Consider the following 19,503-nt stretch of genomic DNA (forward strand, 5'->3'; position numbering starts at 1 on the left):
GATGAGGGATTGCCGCCCCCCTAGCTGAGACATGGGCCGGTCCATGCCCACTTTCGTCATGAGATTCCCGCAGTCCGAGCCGGCTAGACTCGGCCTCTGATTCGAGGGGAATCCGCCATGCTCCGTCCTTTCCTGCTTGCCGCGGCCATCGCTGCTTGCGTGTCCGCGCCGCTGCTGCCGGCCACCGTCCATGCCCAGCCTACTGCGGCAAAGTCGGCGCGCAATGCCGCCAGCACCGAGCTCTACCGCCTGTTCGACGACGAATGGGAGCGCAGCATGCGCGAGAACCCGGAGGAGGCGAGCTATCGCGGCGACAAGCGTTACAACGACCGCTGGACCGATATGACCATGGCCGCGATCCAGTCGCGCATGGACGGCGACCGCAAGGCGCTGGAGCGACTGCGCGCGATCGACCGCAAGGCGCTGTCGGCATCCGACCAGCTCAACTACGACGTCATGGCGTGGGACCTGGAGAAGTCGGTGGAGCGGCAGAAGTACCGCGAATACCTGCGTCCGGTCAGCCAGCGCGGTGGCATCCAGAACGCCGAGGGCATCGCCGAGGTGCTCCCGTTCGCGACCGTCAAGGACTATCGCGACTGGCTGGCGCGCATGCAGGCGCTGCCCGTCGCCATCGAGCAGACCCAGGCGCTGATGCGCGAGGGCGTGGCCGCCGGCAACACGCCGCCGCGCGTGCTGATGGAGCGCGTGGTCGGGCAGATCCAGGCGCAGATCGTCGACGATCCGACCAAGAGCCCGTTCTACAAGCCTTTCAGCAAGTTCGCGGACACGGTGCCGGTCGCCGAGCGGGCCGCGCTGCAGGGTGAGGCGAAGCAGGTGATCGCCGACAAGATCGTTCCGGCCTACCGCCAGTTCGCGACCTTCTTCAGCAACGACTACCTGCCCAGGACCCGCACTTCGATCGCGGCGGTGGGCCTGCCGGACGGCAAGGCCTACTACGACTTCGTGGCCGGATACTTCACCACCACCGACCTGACCGCCGACCAGATCCACCGGATCGGCCTGAAGGAAGTCGCGCGCATCCGCGCAGACATGGAGAAGATCAAGGCCGAAGTCGGCTTCAAGGGAACGCTGGCGGAGTTCTTCCAGCACCTGCGGACCGATCCGAAGTTCTTCTATCAGTCGCCGCAGGAACTGTTCACGGCGTACGAGGCCATCTCCAAGCGCATCGACCCGCAACTGGTAAAGGCGTTCAAGACCATTCCGCGCCTGCCGTACGGCGTGCGCCCGATCCCCGACAACATCGCCCCCGACACCACCACGGCCTACTACCAGCCGGGCGCGGTCGACGGCACCCGGGCCGGCTTCTACTACGTCAACCTGTACAAGCCGGAAGTGCGGCCGAAGTGGGAAATGATGGCGCTGTCGCTGCACGAGGCCGTGCCGGGGCATCACTTCCAGTTCGCCCGCGGCATGGAGCTTCCGGACGTGCCGATGTTCCGCCGCGTCGGTTACTTTGTCGCCTACGGCGAGGGCTGGGGCCTGTATGCCGAGCGCCTGGGCTACGACATGGGCCTGTACGACGACCCGTACGACCGCATGGGCCAGCTGGCCTACGATATGTGGCGCGCGGTGCGGCTGGTAGTGGACACCGGCATGCACAGCAAGGGCTGGAGCCGAGACAAGGCGATCGAGTTCTTCATGGACAACTCGCCCAAGACCCGCCAGGACGTGGTCAACGAGATCGACCGCTACATCAGCTGGCCGGGCCAGGCCCTTGCCTACAAGATCGGGCAGCTGAAAATCTCGGAGCTGCGTGAGAAAGCCTCGAAGCAGCTGGGCGACCGGTTCGACTTGCGCGAGTTCAATGACGCGGTGCTGGAGACCGGATCGGTACCGCTGAAGACGCTGGAGGCGCATATCGACGCCTGGATCGCGGGCAAGCAGAGGGGCTGAGGGCCTCTCGCACCCGCTGTCCCGGTCTCGCCACGCGGAAAGGATTTGCGTCCAACCCGTTGAATCAGCCATACTTTCCGGCTCCCGAGGGCAACCCCCTGGGAGACCTTGCCCTACCGCGCCTGTTCAGGTGGCGGGGGGCTGACCGAACCGCGCAGTGCAACGCAGTCGCGCGGGACATCATCCACAAGGAAAACACCATGCGTCATTACGAAGTCGTGTTCCTGGTCCATCCGGACCAGAGCGAGCAGGTGCCGGCCATGATCGAGCGCTACAAGAGCTTGATCGAAGGCGGCGAAGGCAAGATCCACCGTCTCGAGGATTGGGGCCGTCGTCAGCTGGCTTACCCGATCGAGAACCTGGTCAAGGCCCATTACGTCCTGCTCAACATCGAAGTCACCCAGACCGTGCTGAACGAGCTGGTCGACGGTTTCCGTTTCAACGACGCCGTGCTGCGTCACCTGGTCATGAAGCGCGACGCTGCCGATACCGAGCAGTCGCTGATCATGAAGTTCAAGGACGAGAAGGGCGACAAGCCCGAGCGCGGCGAGCGCCGCCGCCGTGACGACGAGAGCGACAGCGCCATTGGCACTGCCGATTCCGCCGACGCCGACATCGAAGCCGCATAAGGAACGCCCCCATGTCCAAGTTCTTCCGTCGCCGCAAGTTCTGCAAGTTCACGGCTGAAGGTGTGAAGGAGATCGACTACAAGGATCTCAACACCCTGCGCCAGTACCTCACCGAGACCGGCAAGATCGTGCCGAGCCGCGTGACCGGTACCAAGTCGAAGTACCAGCGCCAGCTGTCCACGGCCGTCAAGCGCGCCCGTTTCCTGGCCCTGATCCCGTACACCGACAACCACAACGCCTGAGTAAAGCTGTCTTCGCCGTAGGCGAAGACACCACTTCCCCCTCTCCCGCCCGCGGGAGAGGGCAGGGGTGAGGGCAGCCCGACCGGGCAGCCACTTTCGGACAGCGCAACCCGCTGCGGGGCACCGCCTCGCTAACGAATACGGAGCAACACCATGCAACTGATCCTCCTGCAGAACGTGCAGAACCTCGGCAAGCTCGGCGACAAGGTCAACGTCAAGCCGGGTTACGGCCGCAACTTCCTGGTCCCGTTCGGCAAGGCCGTGCCGGCCACCGAAGCCAACCTCGCCGAGTTCGAAGCGCGTCGCGCAGACTACGAAGCCAAGGCCAAGGCCTCGCTGGAAGGCGCCGAAGGCCGCAAGGTCGACCTGGAAGGCGTCGAGGTGACCATCACCGCCAACGCTTCCACCGAAGGCAAGCTGTACGGTTCGATCACGCCGCGCGACATCGCCGAGGCGCTGACCCAGGCCGGTCACAAGGTCGAGAAGTCGGAAGTCGTGCTGGGCGAAGGCCCGCTGCGCCGCACCGGCGAATACGAGATCGTCGTGCACCTGCACGCCGACATCGAAGCCAAGGTCAAGGTCACCGTCGTCGGCGAAGTCGCCTGATTCGACGATCCGCCCGGATCTGAGAGGGGGGCGCCGAAAGGCGCCCTTCTTTTTTTCCGGAGCCCGATCGGCCGAAATGACGCGACGCAGCCCGTGAGACATGGGCATGCGATCAAACCGGGGGCGATCCCGCGCTTCGCTATCCACGCGATATCCACAGACTTATCCGTGGCTGTGGAGCGCGTCGATGACTACGATGCCCCACCACCACCATTCGACAGGCCGCGAAGACGGCAAGGGATCGGTAATTCGAGATGAGCGCGCGACCTGGGTTTCGTGGTGACCGCGACAAGCGTTTCGATAACCGGACCGAGCAGCGGTTGGATGCGCTGCGCGTCCCGCCGCAGTCGATCGAGGCCGAGCAGGCGGTGCTCGGCGGCCTGATGCTGGCGCCCGATTCCTACGACCGCATCGCCGACCAGCTCAACGAGCAGGACTTCTACCGCCGCGACCACCAGTTGATCTACCGCGCCATCCGCGAACTGGCCGAGAAGGCGCGGCCGTTCGACGCGGTGACGCTGGGCGAATGGTTCGAGTCGCAGGGATTGATCGAACAGGTCGCAGGCGGTGCCTACCTGATCGAACTGGCCAGCACGACGCCCTCGGCCGCCAATATCACCGCCTATGCCGAGATCGTCCGCGACAAGGCGACCCTGCGTCAGTTGATCGACGTGGGCACCGGCATCGTCAACGACGGTTTCCAGCCCGACGGCCGCGACAGCAGCGAGATCCTCGAGGAAGCCGAACGCCAGGTGCTGGCGATCGCGCAGGCCAACAGCACCGGCAAGACCGACTTCACGCCGGTCACCAAGGCGCTGTCGGAAGCCTTCGACATGCTGCAGACCCGCTACGCCAACGGTGGCGGCATAACGGGCCTGCCGACCGGCTACACCGAGTTCGACATGATGACCGCCGGTCTGCAGAAGACCGACCTGATCATCCTGGCGGCGCGTCCGGCGATGGGCAAGACCACGCTGGCGTTGAACATGGCCGAGTACGCCGCGTTCCGCAGCAAGCAGCCGGTGGCGGTGTTCTCGATGGAAATGTCGGCCAGCCAGCTGGCCATGCGCCTGATCTCGTCGGTCGGCCGCGTCAATGCGCAGCGTCTGCGTACCGGCCAGTTGGAGGACGAGGACTGGAGCCGCGTGACCAGCGCGATCCGCCAGTTGCGCGAGGTCAAGATATTCATCGACGACGAACCGGGCCTGTCGCCGGTCAAGCTGGCCTCCAAGGCGCGCCGCCTCAAGCGCGAGCACGGCCTGGGCCTGATCGTCATCGACTACCTGCAGCTGATGTCGGTGCCGGGCAACAACGAGAATCGCGCGACCGAAATCTCGGAGATCTCGCGCTCGCTCAAGGGCCTGGCGAAGGAACTGCAGGTGCCGATAATCGCGCTGTCGCAGCTCAACCGCTCGCTGGAAACGCGCACCGACAAACGCCCGGTGATGGCCGACCTGCGCGAATCGGGCGCCATCGAGCAGGACGCGGACATGATCGTCTTCATCTACCGCGACGATTACTACAACAAGGAAAATTCGCCCGACAAGGGCCTGGCCGAGATCATCATCGGCAAGCAGCGTAGCGGTCCGACCGGGTCGTGCAAGCTGAAGTTCTTCGGCGAATACACGCGCTTCGACAACCTGGCGCACGACTCGGTGGGCAGCTTCGAGTAGTGCATTCACCGCGCGTTTCGAACCGGCGCGCGGATTGACGCGGCAATAACATTGGTCGGCGCAGGGTGGAAAAATCCTTCCATCGGAGCCTCGCCATGCGTATCGGCGTCCCCTCAATCATCGTCCTGGCGATCACCCTGTCATTGGGCAGTGCTGCCAATGCGGCAGGCCAGTCTTCGTCCAGCAAGTCCAGCACCAAGCAGCCGCACTGCTACGACGTACAGGTCGAACGTCCGAAAGAGGTCAAGGACGAACACAAGGTCGCCGGCACCGCCTTGGGGGCCGTGGCCGGTGGACTGCTGGGCCACCAGGTCGGAGGCGGCAGCGGCAAGACGGTCGCGACGGTGGCCGGCGCCGCAGGCGGCGCCTACGCCGGTCGCAAGATCCAGGAAAACCAGCAGAACAAGACCGAGACGGTCACCGAGCGGCGCTGCGATCCCGACTGAGATCCGCAGCGCGGCGGGCGAGCGACTTCGTTGACCGCCGGAAGAGTCCGGCAAGCAGTGGTCCGGGAAGCACTGCGGGAAACTGTCCGGTTGATCGTGCCTGGTTGATCCATCCAATCCAATGCGCCGTCCCGCTTAGAATGGTGTCCGCGCGACCACCATCCGGGAAACACGTGCGCCAGTCACCAGGCAAGCCCCCCGCCGTCAGCGAACGGCCGACCCGCATTGCGGTCGATCTCGATCACCTGGCATTCAACCTGCGCAGCATCCGGGCCCATGTCGGCGTGCCGGTGATGGGCATCGTCAAGGCCAATGCCTATGGACACGGCCTGGTGCCCGTGGCGCGGCACCTGCAGGCCCAGGGCGTGGAGCAGTTGGGCGTGGCTTTCGTGGAGGAGGGCATCGCGCTGCGACAGGCGGGCGTGACCACGCCCGTGCTGGTGCTGGGCGGCATCTTCGGTCGCCAGGTGGCGCAGTTCATCGCCCACGACCTGGAGATCACCGTGTCGTCCCCAGACAAACTGCGCCAGGTGGAAGCCGCGGCGCAGGCGATGGGCCGCAAGGCGGTCATCCATCTGAAGATCGACACCGGCATGGAGCGCATCGGGGTGCACAGCTACTCCTCGAAGGCCTTCATCGAAGCGGCGGTGGCTTCGCAGTGGTGCGCGCTGAAGGGCATCTATTCGCACCTGGCGTGTTCGGACGACCCGCACTCGTCGATGACCGCGCAGCAAGTGGAGCGTTTCCTTGAGGCGTGCTCGCATATCGAACGCATCGGTGCGCCCATGCCGCTGCGACACCTGGCCAATTCCGGTGGCGTGCTGCATTTCCCCGACACCTGGCTGGACATGGTCCGCCCGGGAATCATGCTGTACGGCGTGCAGCCCGATCCGGCGTCGCTGCGCACCGTCGACCTCAAGCCGGTGATGTCGCTGGCGTCGCAGGTCGTCTACTTCAAGGTGGTCAAGGAAGGCCACCCGGTCAGCTACGGGGCGACCTGGGCGCCGGAACGCGACACGCGCGTGGTGACCATCCCGATCGGCTACGGCGACGGCTATCCAAGGGCCCTGTCCTCCCGTGGCGAAGTGCTGATCCGCGGCCACCGTTATCCCATCGTGGGGCGCGTGTGCATGGACCAGTTCATGGTCGACATCGGCCAGGACAGCGCCTGGAACGAGGACGAGGTCATGCTGATCGGATCGCAGGGCGATGAAGCCCTTACCGTCGAAGTGCTGGCGCAACGGGCCGGCGTGATCCCCTACGAGATCCTGGTGGGCCTCAACGACCGCATCCCGCGCGAGTACCGCGGCGCCTGATTCCTGCGTGGGCGCCGCAGGAGCCGGCGTTACCTCCCACCGTGGTATGGCCGTCGCTGCGGCGCCAAAACCATCTTCTTTGATTCAAATAGTTAGGTCGTATTCGTGATGTGATTTGTCATCGCGACACGAAACTCACGCCCCTTGTTGATGCTGGCACGACGCTTGCTGCCGGCCTCACGCGGCTTTGGCGTTTCTCAATCGGGGGTCCAATCAAAGGGGTGTCAGATGAAACAGAAGTCGCTTGTAAGCGCGCTGAGCGCAGGCCTGGTGCTGGCCTTGGGTGCCGTGGCCATTACCACCACTTCCACCGCAGCTCCACCACCGGAGCGGGTGCTGATCAAGTTCAAGAAGGGGAGCAAGGCCGCGGTGCAGGCCGAACTCAAACGCGGCAACGCCAAGGTCCATTACAACTTCGACAGCTACGACCTCGTCGCGGCGACTGTGCCGGCGCAGGCGCTCAAGGGCCTGCGCAACAATCCCAACGTCGAGTTCGTAGAGCCCGATCAGGTCCGGCGCCCGGAGGCACAGACCGTTCCTTACGGCATCGACATGGTGCAGGCGCGCGACGTGTGGGATTCCGACCACAACAACGTGCTCGACCCGGGTGCACCGACCGGCGCGGGTATGCGGGTCTGCGTGATCGACTCGGGCGTTCATGCCGGACACGAAGACTTCCAGGGCGTCGACATCGTCGGCGGCTTCCCGAAGGACAAGTGGTACTTCGACAACTGCGGCCACGGCACGCACGTCGCCGGCACCATCGCCGCCGCGCAGAATGATCTGGGCGTGGTTGGCGTCAGCCCGGGCAAGGTCTCGTTGTTCATCGTGAAGGTGTTCGGCAACGATGTGCAGACCAGCTGCACCTGGTCCTTCTCTTCGCAGTTGATCGATGCGGCCAACCGCTGCGCGGACGCGGGCGCCAAGGTGATCAACATGAGCCTGGGTGGCGACGCCCCCAGCCGCGGTGAGGAGATGGTGTTCCGGGCGCTTGATAAACGCGGTGTGCTGAGCATCGCCGCCGCAGGCAACCAGGGCGTGCCAACCACGCCGACGGATGCCTATTCGTACCCGGCGGCCTACGACAGCGTGGTCTCGGTGGCCGCCATCGACAGCAACAAGGCCCTGGCGGGCTTCTCGGCGAAGAACGACCAGACCGAAATCGCCGCGCCTGGCGTGGCCGTACTTAGCACCTATCCGTTGGGGCCGGCTGCACCGGTGACCTCGGGCGCGGATTCGTACTCCGCTGTCCCGATGTCCAACAGCTTCGTCGGCGTATCGACCGCGCCACTGGTCGACGGAGGACTGTGCAATACGCCGCTCCCCGCCGGCGATACGAGCTGGTCGGGCAAGGTGGTGCTCTGCCAGCGCGGTGCCGCGCCCTTTGTCGCCAAGGCCGGCAACGTCTTCGCTGGGGGGGGTACGGCGGCGGTGATCTACAACAACGTGGCCGGCGATCTCAACGGAACGCTGGGGGAAGATCTGTCGATCATTCCGCCGATCCCGGTGGTAGGCGTGACGCTCGCCAGCGGCGTGGCATTGCAGGCGCATGTGGGTCAGGCCACTACCGTCGATACGCGTCTGCCACTGAACTACAACGGCTATGCGCTGCTCAACGGCACCTCGATGGCCACCCCGCACGTGGCCGGTGTGGCGGCACTGATCTGGAGTGCGAATCCGTCGTGGACCAACCGGCAGATCCGCGAAGCCATGGAGGTGACGGCGCAGGATCTGGGCGCGCCCGGCTACGACACCAGCTTCGGCTGGGGCCTGGTGCAGGCCAAGGCGGCACTGGAAGAACTGCAGGGTCAGTAGGCTGTAGCGGTGTTCGAAGCGAAAGGCCTGGGGAGTCCCGGGCCTTTCGCTCTTTGGCTTCAAGGTATTGGTGGTTCCGGTGTCGACGTGGCTGCTCGCGCCCCGGACAGGCAGTGCCCGCTGCGCCTGACGACGTGGCGCGATTCGGCTGGGCCGGATGGCCATGAACTGACCTGCTCGTTCACGGGTCGGGTACGTTCGTCGAGGGTTGACCGTTCGCGGGCATACTGCGGCGTCGCTCCTTCGGCACTTGATCGATGTCCGGCTCCGAAGCCTCAGCACCCGCGCTGGTCTGGTTCCGCAACGACCTGCGCCTGGCAGACAACCCGGCATTGGCCGCCGCGCTCGAGGGCGGCTACACGCCGATCCCGATCTACATCCATGCCCCCGAGGAGGGCGGGGACTGGCGGCCCGGCGCGGCGTCCGATGCCTGGCGTCATCGTTCGCTGGCGGCGCTGGACTCGACCCTGCGCCAGCGCGGAACGCAACTTCGGCATTTCGTCGGGCCCAGCCTTGTCACGCTGCAGGCCGTGGTCGCGGCCACCGGAGCCGAGGCGGTATTCTGGAATCGCCGCTACGAGCCGGCGTTCGAACGGCGCGATGCCCGCATCAAGCAGACGTTGCGCGGGCAGGGCATTCGCGTGGAGAGCTTCAACAGCGCGCTGCTGTTCGAGCCGTGGACGCTGCAGACCCAGCAGCGCGGTCCCTTCAAGGTGTTCACTGCGTTCTGGCGTGCAGCGCTGGCGTCATGGAGGACTGAGCCATGCCTGCCAGCGCCGGGCGCCATCGCGGCTTGGGAAGGTGGACCGGAAGGCGTGCCGCTGGCGGCGCTGAGGCTGCGTCCGCAACGCGACTGGGATGGTGGATTCTGGAAGGAGTGGAGCCCGGGTGAAGCGGGCGCGCACCAGATGCTCGAAATTTTCATCGAAGGCGCGCTGCGCGGCTACGACGGGCAGCGCGATTTCCCTGGCCGCGTGGGCACCTCGCGGCTTTCGCCACACCTGCACTTCGGCGAGATCGCACCGTGGCGTGTCGCCTCGGCGCTGGAGGCCCAGCGTAGTGCGGCAAGCGGCCGCGACATCGATTCGGCGCTGCGCGAATTGGGCTGGCGTGAGTTCGCCCACCATCTGCTGCATCACTTTCCGCACACACCCGAGCGCAACTTCAATCCCCGCTTCGACGACTTCGACTGGGCCCGCATCGCGCGGGACCGCCTGGAGGCCTGGCAACGCGGAAACACCGGCGTTCCGATCGTCGATGCCGGCATGCGTGAGCTATGGCACACCGGCTGGATGCACAATCGCGTGCGCATGGTCGTGGCGAGCTACCTGACCAAGCACCTGCGCTATCACTGGCGTCACGGTGCGCGCTGGTTCTGGGACACGCTCGTCGACGCGGACCTCGCCAACAACACACTCGGCTGGCAGTGGGTGGCCGGGACCGGAGCGGACGCCGCGCCGTATTTCCGTGTCTTCAATCCGCTCACGCAGGCCGAGAAGTTCGATGCCGACGGACACTACATCGCGCGTTGGGTGCCCGAGCTCGCATCGTTGCCGGCGCCATTGCGGCTGGCGCCCTGGCGCGACGCGACGACGTCGCGCCGGCTGGCGCCCGGTTACCCCGAACAGCCAGTGGTCGACCTCGCGGCAGGGCGCGATGCCGCACTCGACCGTTACCGGAAACTGCGGGCGGATTGATCCCGGCGCCGTCCACAGCCGCCGGGCGCGGCATTGCGACCGCTTGTCGCGCGCTGCGCGGTCGTGCCGGCGATGTCCCGTTGCCTCCTGTTCGCGGGAAATCTCGGCAACAAGCGCGTTTCAGCGCTTTTCGCCATGCCGCGACGCGACCGCGCGTGAAGGAGGCGCGAAGGCACGAAGTTTTCCCGATGGTAGCGTCCCTCGCCAAAGCTTGAGCAGCAGTTAGCGGGGGGAGGAAAAGGCCCGGCCAGCCGGGCCTTTTCCTTGCCCGGCGTTTGTGTCGGCGTCGTGCGCACTTCGCGTTGACGCTGTTCGCGAATGCGTGATTCACTCGTGGTCACGCTTGGGAGGGCGCATGGCCACGGCAGAAGCGCAAGCAGGCAATCGCGCGCGTCGCGCGGGAAAGACGCGACGCGAACCCATGACGCGGGTGGATACCGCATGGCTGCGCATGGAGCGGCCCACCAATCCGATGATGATCACCGGCGTGCTGATGTTCGCCGAGGCGATGTCGCTGGAGCGGCTACGCAAAGTCGTCAAGCAACGGTTTCTGGCTTACAGGCGCTTCCGCCAGAAAGCGGTGGATACACCAGCCGGCGCCTCCTGGCAGACCGACGAGAACTTCGACCTCGACTGGCACGTGCAACTGGCGGCGTTGCCCGGGCGCGGCGGCAAGCGCTCACTGGAGCGTTTCGTCAGTCAGCTGGCGTCCACGCCCCTGGGCCATAACCGGCCGCTGTGGCAGTTCCATCTGGTCGAGCGCTACGACGGCGGTTCGGCACTGGTGGCGCGCATCCACCACAGCTATGCCGACGGCATCGCGCTGGTGCAGGTGCTGCTGTCGCTGACCGACACTTCGCCGGAACCGGACAAGGACAGCGAACTGTCGCGCGCCTGGCTCAAGCAGGATCATGCCCACGTCGCGCGCCGTGTCGGCGCCGTCGACCGCTACATGAAACTCGGCAGCAAGGTGGTCGAGAAGGGCATGGAGGTCTATCGCGATCCGGGTCTGGCCGGCGTGCTCGCGAAAGAAGGCAGCGAGATCGCACGCGAACTGCTGCACGCGCTCGCGTTGCCGGACGATCCGCCATCGTTGCTGCGTGGCAGGTTGGGCGCCAGCAAGCGCGTGGCCTGGGCGGAGCCGTTGGACCTGGAGGAGGTCAAGGCCGTCGGTCGGGCCTGCGATTGCACCGTCAACGATGTCCTGATGGCGACGGCCGCCGGAGCGTTGCGCCATTACATGATGGAGCGCGGCGACGACGTCGATGGGATGACGCTGCGCGCCACCGTGCCGGTCAACCTGCGACCGCTGGAGCACGCCAAGAAGCTCGGCAACCATTTCGGCCTGGTCTTCCTGGACCTGCCTGTGGGCGAGGGCAATCCGATCCGCCGGCTGGAGCGCGTAACGCACTGCATGCAGGAGCTCAAGAATTCAAGGCAAGCCATTGTTGCATATGGACTTCTTGCCGCACTTGGCATGGCTCCTTCGCAAGTGCAGGGGCTCGCGTTGGATCTTTTCAGCCGCAAGGCCACGGCGGTGGCCACCAACGTGCCCGGGCCGCAGCAACCGCTGTACCTGGCCGGCTGCATGCTGCGCGAGATGATGTTCTGGGTGCCGCAGACCGGGACCATCGGCATCGGCATCTCGATCCTCAGCTACAACGGTCGCGTGCATTTCGGATTGATCGCCGATGCCAAGCTCATTCCCGATCCCGATGCGGTCATCGGGCGTTTCGGCGCCGAGTTCGACAAGCTGCTCTACCTGGCCCTGATGGGCGATTGGAACGAGCGCCTCGATGCCGGCTTGGCCGCGGGACTGATGCCGCCGCCAGACTAGGGCCACGGCGGATAGTGGGACGTGTGTAGGGCTTCTTCGTTCGGTTAATTGCCCGTCACCTGCGGGCATCCCGGGCATGGTTAGCTTGCACCCTGTTCAGGCACTCCCACAAAAGGACGATTCATGAAGCACAAGATCAAGACGATGTTTGCCGCAGCGGCAATCGCCGCGACTCTCGCTGGTTGTGCCACCAGCGGCGGCGGTTACTACGGCGGCCAGCCGCAGCCGTATCCGCCGCAGAACCAGCCGTATCCGCCGCAGGGTCAGTCGTATCCGCCGCAGCAACAGCCGGCGCCGCAGCAGCAGGGCATGAGCAAGACCAGCAAGGGCGCCATCATCGGCGCGCTGGCCGGTGTCGCCGCCGGACTGCTCAGTGGCGACGACGCCACCGAGCGCCGTCAGCGCGCCCTGGTCGGCGCGGGTATCGGCGGCCTTGCCGGCGGCGCCATCGGCAACTACCAGGACCGCCAGGAGCGGGCGCTGCGCGAGCAGATGGCCGGTACCGGCGTCGACGTGGTGCGCCAGGGCGACAACATCACCCTCAACATGCCCAGCGGCATCACCTTCGATTTCGACAAGTCGAACCTGAAGCCGGAGTTCTATCCGGTGCTCGATAACGTCGCCCGCACGCTGCAGGAGTACAACCAGACCATCGTCGAGGTCGCCGGCCATACCGACAGCGTCGGTTCGGACGCCTACAACCAGAGGCTCTCCGAGCAGCGTGCCAATGCCGTCAGCAGCTACCTGACGGGCCGTGGCCTGAACCGCGACCGCTTCATAGTGGTCGGCGCCGGCGAGTCGCGCCCGGTGGCCAGCAACGACACCGATGCCGGCCGTGCCGAGAACCGCCGCGTCGAGATCACGTTGGTGCCGATTCAGTCGTAAAGCCCAGTCGTAAATCGCATTCGAACCGCTCCCGCACATTCGGGAGCACCATGGGGGACGGGCCGCGCGAGCGGCCCGTTTTTCGTTGCGGGGCAGGAGAGCGAAACCGCCTGCTGTCAACGGGTTCCGCGACGGCTCCGGCATTGCCACAATCGCCATATCCCCCGTGTTCCCGGGGAGCCACCGATTGGAAGCAATGCAAGACAACGCCAGCAAGTCCGCACGACAGGTCGCCGACAAGATCGCCCGCCTCATCGCCGAAGAAATCGGCGCCCAGCCCGCTCAATCCCTGGCCGCCATCGCGCTGCTCGACGAAGGCGCCACCGTGCCCTTCATCGCGCGCTATCGCAAGGAAGTCACCGGCGGGCTCGACGACACCCAGTTGCGCAACCTCGAAGTGCGCCTGACCTACCTGCGCGAACTGGAAGATCGCCGCGCCGCGGTGCTGGCAAGTGTCGCCGAGCAGGGCAAGCTCAGCGACGAATTGCGCGCCGACATCGAGGCTGCCGACAGCAAGGCGCGACTGGAAGACCTGTACCTGCCGTACAAGCCCAAGCGTCGAACGCGCGCACAGATCGCGCGCGAAGCGGGGCTCGAGCCGCTTGCGGATGGACTGCTAGCCGATCCGATGCTCACCCCGGAGGAATTTGCTGGCGGCTTTGTCGATGCCGAGAAGGGGGTGGCCGACACCAAGGCCGCGCTCGACGGTGCGCGCGCCATCCTGATGGAGCGTTGGGGCGAAGACGCGCAACTGGTGGGCGAGCTGCGTTCCTGGCTGCACGAAGTTGGCGTGATCCGCGCGCGCGTCGCCGATGGCAAGGAGAACGAAGGCGCCAAGTACCGCGACTACTTCGATCACGCCGAAGCGTTGGCGAGGATCCCGTCGCACCGCCTGCTGGCACTGTTCCGTGGCCGTCGCGAGGAGTTCCTGTTCCTCGACCTCGATCCGGGCACCGATGCAGAAGCCGGTCACCTGCAGGCCGAAGGCCGCGTCGCGGTGCACGCCGGCATCAAGGCGCTGGGACGTCCGGCAGACAAGTGGCTGCTCGACAGTTGCCGTCTGACCTGGAAGGCGAAGTTGCACCTGCACCTGCTGCTCGATCTGTTCTCGCAGGCGCGCGAAAGGGCTGAGGCCGAAGCGATCGACGTGTTCGGCGACAACCTCAAGGATCTGCTGCTGGCCGCGCCGGCCGGGCCCAAGGCCGTGCTCGGCCTGGACCCGGGCCTGCGCACCGGCGTCAAGGTGGCCGTCGTCGACAGCACGGGCAAGCTGGTCGACACCGCGACGATCTATCCGCACGAACCCAAGCGCCAGTGGGATCAGTCGTTGCACGTGCTGCGCGCGCTGTGCATCAAACACCAGGTCGAACTGATCGCCATCGGCAACGGCACCGCCTCGCGCGAGACCGACAAGCTCGCCGGCGACGTGATCAAGCTCGCGCCCGAGATCAAGATGCAGAAGATCGTGGTGAGCGAGGCGGGCGCGTCGGTGTACTCGGCGTCGGAGTTTGCCGCCAAGGAATTCCCGAACCTGGACGTGTCGATTCGCGGCGCGGTGTCGATCGCGCGACGCCTGCAGGATCCGCTGGCCGAGCTGGTCAAGATCGAACCCAAGGCCATTGGCGTGGGCCAGTACCAGCACGACGTCGACCAGTTCCGCCTGATGCGTGCACTCGACGCCAGGGTCGAGGACTGCGTGAACGCCGTCGGCGTCGACGTGAACACCGCGTCGGCCGCGCTGCTGACGCGCGTGTCCGGCCTGTCGTCGACCGTGGCCGAGAACATCGTCGTCTACCGCGACCATAACGGTGCCTTTCGCAGCCGCAAGGAATTGCTGAAAGTGCCGCGCCTTGGCGACAAGACGTTCGAGCAGTGCGCCGGCTTCCTGCGCATCGCCGATGGCGATCAACCTCTCGATGCTTCTTCGGTCCATCCGGAGGCCTATCCGGTGGTCGAACGCATCCTCAAGCAGTGCGGGCGCCAGGTGAAGCAGGTGATCGGCGATGCGCCGCTGCTTCGCGGACTGAAGCCCGAGCAGTTCACCGACGAGAAGTTCGGCGTTCCGACCGTGCGCGACATCCTGAAGGAACTGGAAAAGCCTGGTCGCGACCCGCGCCCCGAGTTCAAGGCGGCACGCTTTGCCGACGGCGTGGAGGACATCAAGGATCTGCAGGTCGGCATGATTCTGGAAGGCGTGGTCAGCAATGTCGCCGCGTTCGGTGCGTTCGTCGACATCGGCGTGCACCAGGACGGCCTGATCCATATCTCGGCGCTGTCGGACAAGTACGTGAAGGATCCGCGCGAGGTGGTCAAGGCCGGCGACGTGGTCAAGGTGCGCGTGATCGAGGTCGACATCCCGCGCAAGCGCATCGCGTTGACACGACGCCTGGACGACAGCGTGCCCGCTCCGCGCCCAGCGCGCGAGGAGCGCGATGCGCCGCGTGGCGGTGGCCGGGCCGACAATCGCGGCCAGCGCGAACCTGCTCGCGGCAGTTCTGGCGGCGGCAAGACTGCACCGGCACCCGCCAACAATGCCCTGGCCAACGCATTTGCGCGCGCCAAGCGCGAAAGCTGAGTTCCTCGCCAGTCAAGCGCAAAAAAGAGCCCGCCGGAAGGCGGGCTTTTTCGTGATCAATGCATCAGCGTGCCGCCGTTGGCCAACAGCAAATCAGTGCACCCATTCCATCTGTACCCAAGCCTTGGTGGTGTCCTGCGCGAAGCCGTCAGCTCGGTAGTCGGCCAGCTTGAGCAGGCCTTTCACCGGGCCGTATACGGGGAAGCCGAACGAGGCGTTCCATTCGCTACCATAGCCCCCTCCGGTGTCGGCCTCGTAGTCATGCCACGCCAACACCCAGTCGTACTTGCCATCGCCGAACTTCCCGCCGGCGCTGAGGTAGCGGTCCTCGAGTCCACCCGTTGGGGTCGAATTGAACTTGTCGGCCCATCCGTTGAACACATGCAGTGTGGCCAGTGGCGTCTGCAGTGAGTGCTGGCCATTGCCGCCGAGGTGTTCCCAGCCGGCTCGCCAGGTGACGCCGGCATGCGTGAGCGACGGCTCCAGCAACCAGTAGCGATGCGAGAACGACAGCGGATTGCTGGCATATTCGTGCTGTTCGGCCAGTTCGAGCGCCAGGCCCCATCCGCGGCCGTCGCGCACGGCGTCGGTCACCGCGCGCACGCCATAGCTGGCGGTGGAGGCCGTGGCGACGTCCTTGTCGTCGTGCAGGTACCCGTAGCCGACGATCTGTTGAATGCCGTGCTTCCAAGCCAGCTCGAACAGGTGTGTGTCGAGCTCACGCTTGCGCGCGAGCGGATCGATCGCCTGGTCGCCGTTGACGCGGTTCACTTGGCCGAGCCAGGCGTAACGCGCAAGGCCTGGGCCCAGCGTGGCGTCGAATGCGAGCGAGTCGAAGGTCTGTTCGTTCTGGCGCCAGCCGCTGTTGCCGATCCAGCGCTGGTTGTCGAGCTGCAGGCGCTGGCGGCCAAGCGTTACGTGCAATTTTGCGGACTTCCAGCCCAGCCACGCCTGATTGAGCTGGGCGCCTTCTGGATCGGCGATCACCGGATAGGCGATGCGACCGTTGGCCCCGCTGTTGTAGTCATCGCCGGCGCTGGCGATGCCTTCACCTTCGACCAGCGCCGACCAGCCCGCGCCGAAGCGGAAACGCAGACCCAATCGCAGGCGCAGGGTGGTCGCATTGGCATCGGGACCGAAGGCGTCGTCGTCGACGTGCTCATAGCGCAGCCTCGCGTTCCATTCCGGGCTCACGCCGGGCACGGGAGCGGGCGGGTCCGTCGCGTGTGCCGGAGGCGAAAACCACGGTGCGAGCAAGAGCGGGAAGGCCGCAAGCACCGGACGAAGGCTATGCATGTCGAACAATCCCTTTGGAAGACTGCGTATCAGCCTCGCACTGTCCGCGAGGGCAGCTTTGACGCATGTCAAACGGCGGCTTCCGCGCCGTTGCAATTTCGTCCCGGGTTGACCTGGGTCAACACTGCGGCTTCAGGAGGGCCGAGGCTTCGAGATAAGGCGCTGCGCCGTGGGATCATCAACGCCGTGTTCGCCTTACGACACGCCTGCTGCCGGGTGGCTACGCGTCCAGATGCCGGAGGCCGGTGATGCCTGGGCTGCGGGAGATCGCGCCGAACCATGGTGGGCTTCACCGATAGTTGGTGATTCAAGTGAGGCGTCTGCTCCGGCCAGGAGCAGTCATTCGCCCGGCCTTCCCGTGCGTCGAGTGAATCATCCGGAGACCTGAGCTAACCAGCGGAATGCCGTACCCCAAGCGCCTGCGATGGCGCCACGCCGAAATGTCGCTTGTACTGACTTGCGAAGCGGCCAAAATCCCAGACGCCGAATCTGGCGCAGATGGAGGAGACGGTGTCGGCGGGCGTGGCATGACGCAACGCCGAGCGGATGCCATGCAGGCGCTTGAGCATCAGGTAGCGGTGTGGGCTGATGCCGAACTGCTCGACAAATATGTTCTGCAGCGTCGCGGCGGACACGCCGACGCGGGCGCAGCAATCCGCGACCTGGATGGGTTGATCGATTCGCTCCTCCATGAACTGGAGAACACGGTCCAGCACTTCCTGCCTGGCGATACGCGGGCGACCCTGCCGGGCGGTCTGCCCGGGTGGGATCGATTGCAGTACCGATAGCGCCGCTTCGAGCAGTTGGTGCCGCAGCCAGTTCCGCGCATGGGCGGAGTCCAGCGCGTCAGGGCCACCCGCCGCAACGCGCAGCGCGCCGTAGGCGAGCGTCGCCGCACGCTGGATGTCCAGCGCATTGGCGCGACCGGTGCCAAGCGCCAGGAAATCCGATGCCACCAGGTCGTCGTCGAGCCAGCGGTCCACCGAGCCCCGGCCAATGACGATGGCCAACCAGGTGAGCCCGACTTCGTGCGGAATCCTGCAGTCAACGGCGGGCGGCATCCAGGCGGGGGTTTCCTGGTCGATCGGGCGGCCATTGATCTTCAGTCGCTCAACCCGGGACACGGGTACGAACAAGGCGTACCTGTCGGCAAGGCAGGCACCTTGATACGCACTGCTGCCGCCACAGCTGCCGTCCATGACCGTGACGCCTTCCAGGTCCAGGACGCTGAGGGTCCAATCCAGGACGCTGCGCCCGACCAGCAGATGCCGCCCCTGGACACCGCGCATGGACTCTTCGTATTCATCGAACTGCGATGACCGGATGGATTGGAGCAAGCGGGACGCCCCACGATGTCAGGGCGTGCTTTTTATCCTGTCCGGCAGGGCGATGGACCCTTTCGGGGTATTTATTTCTGTTTTTACACAGGCGACCCAACGGAACTTTCTTTGGAATTTACGTAGTCGCCCGACAGCAAGGCGCGAAGATCCGCCGCATTCAGGCGCTGAACAGCGATGTACCTGCCCCGATTCCGGCGACGCGCTAATGAGGCAACCTGAGCCGCCCGCGGCCCAGGTCCTGTGATGGCAATGCGCCGAAGTGGCGACGGTACTGGCTGGAGAAGCGTCCGAAGTCCCACACGCCGAAGCGCTCGCAGATGGACGACACGGTTTGCCCGGGTGCCGCAGAGCGGATGGCGGCGTGGATGGCGCACAGCCGGCGAAGGGCCAGGTATCGATGCGGCGTCATCCCGAAATGCTCGATGAAGATGGCCTGCAGGGTACGCGGTGTAACACGCGCTCCCCGACAGAGGTCGTCGACGTAAAGCGTCTTGTGCATGGATGCGTCGATGATGCTCAGCGCATGGTCCAGCACTTTGCGCCGGTCCACCTTGGGCCGTCCCGGCCCGCGTGAATCGTCGATCTCCACGGACGCGGCGCAGCGAAGCACAGCCTCGAGCAGTTGGTGGCACAGGTTGTTGCAGACAGTGTCGTGCGTGAACGTCTGTGGGTCATGGGCTTGTACGCGCAGGGCACGTCGTGACAACACGACCAGTTCGAATATTGCCCGCATGTCGGCCTGGAAGATCTGGTTTCTTGCCAGCAGCGCCGGGACGGCTTGCCCGCTCTGCTCCAGGCGGCTTTGCACCATCGCGCGGCGGAGGTTGATGCCCAGCCAGCGCGTTGGGATGTAGGCGCGGAACTGGAACTCGCGATTCGCCGGCAGCCAGGCCACGAATTCACGCGTCATCAGGTTGCCGTCGATGGCAATCGCCTGCGGTTTCGACAGGGGCACTATCACGGTGAAGAAGTCGGGAAGGCAGACGCCGTGATAGATGTTGCTGGCGCCGCCCTGGCCCGTCATCACCGTAGCGTCACCCAGTTCCAGCACACGCAACTGCCACTGGCGCGTACTGCGCATGGTCGGTACGTAGCGCCCCTGCACACCGCGGAGCGCGCTGACGAATTCCTCGAAATCGGTGAAGGCAAACCCGGCCATTTAGGAATGTTGCACCCATGCGCCGGGGGATGGAAAGACGTGCGAGTTGTTGTTGGTTTTACGTAGCGCCTCG

At 65.4% G+C, this 19,503-nt stretch carries 15 protein-coding genes; 12 read left to right on the forward strand and 3 right to left on the reverse strand.

Going from position 1 to position 19,503, the window contains the following annotated elements; translation table 11 throughout:
- The first annotated feature begins 117 nt into the window (after positions 1 to 117).
- From J2X06_RS08650 to J2X06_RS08705, 12 genes are all read left to right on the forward strand, one after another.
- Complete coding sequence (locus J2X06_RS08650; protein WP_310060879.1) at positions 118 to 1,914, forward strand: DUF885 domain-containing protein; 1,797 nt, start codon at positions 118 to 120, stop codon at positions 1,912 to 1,914.
- Positions 1,915 to 2,114: 200 nt separating this feature from the next.
- Positions 2,115 to 2,543: a 30S ribosomal protein S6 gene (gene rpsF, locus J2X06_RS08655; protein ID WP_310060881.1), complete on the forward strand. Its 429-nt coding sequence runs from the start codon at positions 2,115 to 2,117 to the stop codon at positions 2,541 to 2,543.
- 11 nt (positions 2,544 to 2,554) lie between these two features.
- Positions 2,555 to 2,785, forward strand: coding sequence for a 30S ribosomal protein S18 (gene rpsR / locus J2X06_RS08660; RefSeq protein WP_055899483.1), 231 nt, complete (start codon positions 2,555 to 2,557; stop codon positions 2,783 to 2,785).
- Positions 2,786 to 2,938: 153 nt separating this feature from the next.
- Entirely contained in the window at positions 2,939 to 3,391 is a 453-nt protein-coding gene (gene rplI / locus J2X06_RS08665; protein ID WP_310060887.1) for a 50S ribosomal protein L9, read from the forward strand.
- Between the two features lie 254 nt (positions 3,392 to 3,645).
- Positions 3,646 to 5,064: a replicative DNA helicase gene (locus tag J2X06_RS08670; protein WP_310060889.1), complete on the forward strand. Its 1,419-nt coding sequence runs from the start codon at positions 3,646 to 3,648 to the stop codon at positions 5,062 to 5,064.
- A gap of 95 nt (positions 5,065 to 5,159) precedes the next feature.
- The gene (locus J2X06_RS08675; protein WP_310060891.1) at positions 5,160 to 5,510 is read left to right on the forward strand and encodes a glycine zipper 2TM domain-containing protein; all 351 of its coding nucleotides are present in this window, start codon (positions 5,160 to 5,162) and stop codon (positions 5,508 to 5,510) included.
- A gap of 173 nt (positions 5,511 to 5,683) precedes the next feature.
- On the forward strand, positions 5,684 to 6,826 hold the full coding sequence (gene alr / locus J2X06_RS08680; protein WP_310060893.1) for an alanine racemase: 1,143 nt from the start codon (positions 5,684 to 5,686) through the stop codon (positions 6,824 to 6,826).
- Between the two features lie 228 nt (positions 6,827 to 7,054).
- Positions 7,055 to 8,641: a S8 family serine peptidase gene (locus J2X06_RS08685; RefSeq protein WP_310060895.1), complete on the forward strand. Its 1,587-nt coding sequence runs from the start codon at positions 7,055 to 7,057 to the stop codon at positions 8,639 to 8,641.
- A gap of 257 nt (positions 8,642 to 8,898) precedes the next feature.
- Entirely contained in the window at positions 8,899 to 10,338 is a 1,440-nt protein-coding gene (locus J2X06_RS08690) for a cryptochrome/photolyase family protein (protein WP_310060898.1), read from the forward strand.
- Between the two features lie 355 nt (positions 10,339 to 10,693).
- Complete coding sequence (locus J2X06_RS08695) at positions 10,694 to 12,175, forward strand: WS/DGAT/MGAT family O-acyltransferase (protein WP_310060901.1); 1,482 nt, start codon at positions 10,694 to 10,696, stop codon at positions 12,173 to 12,175.
- A gap of 123 nt (positions 12,176 to 12,298) precedes the next feature.
- Entirely contained in the window at positions 12,299 to 13,060 is a 762-nt protein-coding gene (locus J2X06_RS08700; protein WP_310060904.1) for an OmpA family protein, read from the forward strand.
- Positions 13,061 to 13,256: 196 nt separating this feature from the next.
- Positions 13,257 to 15,635, forward strand: coding sequence for a Tex family protein (locus J2X06_RS08705; protein WP_310060906.1), 2,379 nt, complete (start codon positions 13,257 to 13,259; stop codon positions 15,633 to 15,635).
- Between the two features lie 93 nt (positions 15,636 to 15,728).
- On the opposite strand, the gene J2X06_RS08710 is transcribed toward J2X06_RS08705, so the two are convergent.
- The 3 genes from J2X06_RS08710 to J2X06_RS08720 all read right to left on the reverse strand — a co-directional run bounded on the left by J2X06_RS08710 (position 15,729) and on the right by J2X06_RS08720 (position 19,430).
- The gene (locus J2X06_RS08710; protein WP_310060909.1) at positions 15,729 to 16,931 is read right to left on the reverse strand and encodes an alginate export family protein; all 1,203 of its coding nucleotides are present in this window, start codon (positions 16,929 to 16,931) and stop codon (positions 15,729 to 15,731) included.
- A gap of 389 nt (positions 16,932 to 17,320) precedes the next feature.
- Positions 17,321 to 18,220 carry a helix-turn-helix domain-containing protein gene (locus J2X06_RS08715; RefSeq protein WP_310060912.1) on the reverse strand — a complete coding sequence of 300 codons (900 nt, stop codon included), beginning with the start codon at positions 18,218 to 18,220 and terminating at the stop codon, positions 17,321 to 17,323.
- 253 nt (positions 18,221 to 18,473) lie between these two features.
- Positions 18,474 to 19,430 carry an AraC family transcriptional regulator gene (locus tag J2X06_RS08720; protein ID WP_310060915.1) on the reverse strand — a complete coding sequence of 319 codons (957 nt, stop codon included), beginning with the start codon at positions 19,428 to 19,430 and terminating at the stop codon, positions 18,474 to 18,476.
- Between the last annotated feature and the right edge of the window lie 73 nt (positions 19,431 to 19,503).

Source organism: Lysobacter niastensis, assembly GCF_031457115.1.
In the GTDB taxonomy this organism is placed as follows: Bacteria; Pseudomonadota; Gammaproteobacteria; order Xanthomonadales; family Xanthomonadaceae; genus Lysobacter_J; species Lysobacter_J niastensis_A.

Excerpts from the sequence above, each read along its gene's own strand:
- J2X06_RS08720 (WP_310060915.1), bottom strand. The coding sequence starts at position 19,430 with ATGGCCGGGTTTGCCTTCACCGATTTCGAGGAATTCGTCAGCGCGCTC.
- J2X06_RS08685 (WP_310060895.1), top strand. The coding sequence starts at position 7,055 with ATGAAACAGAAGTCGCTTGTAAGCGCGCTGAGCGCAGGCCTGGTGCTG.
- J2X06_RS08695 (WP_310060901.1), top strand. The coding sequence starts at position 10,694 with ATGGCCACGGCAGAAGCGCAAGCAGGCAATCGCGCGCGTCGCGCGGGA.
- J2X06_RS08670 (WP_310060889.1), top strand. The coding sequence starts at position 3,646 with ATGAGCGCGCGACCTGGGTTTCGTGGTGACCGCGACAAGCGTTTCGAT.
- J2X06_RS08710 (WP_310060909.1), bottom strand. The coding sequence starts at position 16,931 with ATGCATAGCCTTCGTCCGGTGCTTGCGGCCTTCCCGCTCTTGCTCGCA.
- J2X06_RS08675 (WP_310060891.1), top strand. The coding sequence starts at position 5,160 with ATGCGTATCGGCGTCCCCTCAATCATCGTCCTGGCGATCACCCTGTCA.
- J2X06_RS08700 (WP_310060904.1), top strand. The coding sequence starts at position 12,299 with ATGAAGCACAAGATCAAGACGATGTTTGCCGCAGCGGCAATCGCCGCG.
- rplI (WP_310060887.1), top strand. The coding sequence starts at position 2,939 with ATGCAACTGATCCTCCTGCAGAACGTGCAGAACCTCGGCAAGCTCGGC.
- J2X06_RS08705 (WP_310060906.1), top strand. The coding sequence starts at position 13,257 with ATGCAAGACAACGCCAGCAAGTCCGCACGACAGGTCGCCGACAAGATC.
- rpsF (WP_310060881.1), top strand. The coding sequence starts at position 2,115 with ATGCGTCATTACGAAGTCGTGTTCCTGGTCCATCCGGACCAGAGCGAG.
- J2X06_RS08690 (WP_310060898.1), top strand. The coding sequence starts at position 8,899 with ATGTCCGGCTCCGAAGCCTCAGCACCCGCGCTGGTCTGGTTCCGCAAC.
- J2X06_RS08715 (WP_310060912.1), bottom strand. The coding sequence starts at position 18,220 with ATGCGCGGTGTCCAGGGGCGGCATCTGCTGGTCGGGCGCAGCGTCCTG.
- J2X06_RS08650 (WP_310060879.1), top strand. The coding sequence starts at position 118 with ATGCTCCGTCCTTTCCTGCTTGCCGCGGCCATCGCTGCTTGCGTGTCC.
- rpsR (WP_055899483.1), top strand. The coding sequence starts at position 2,555 with ATGTCCAAGTTCTTCCGTCGCCGCAAGTTCTGCAAGTTCACGGCTGAA.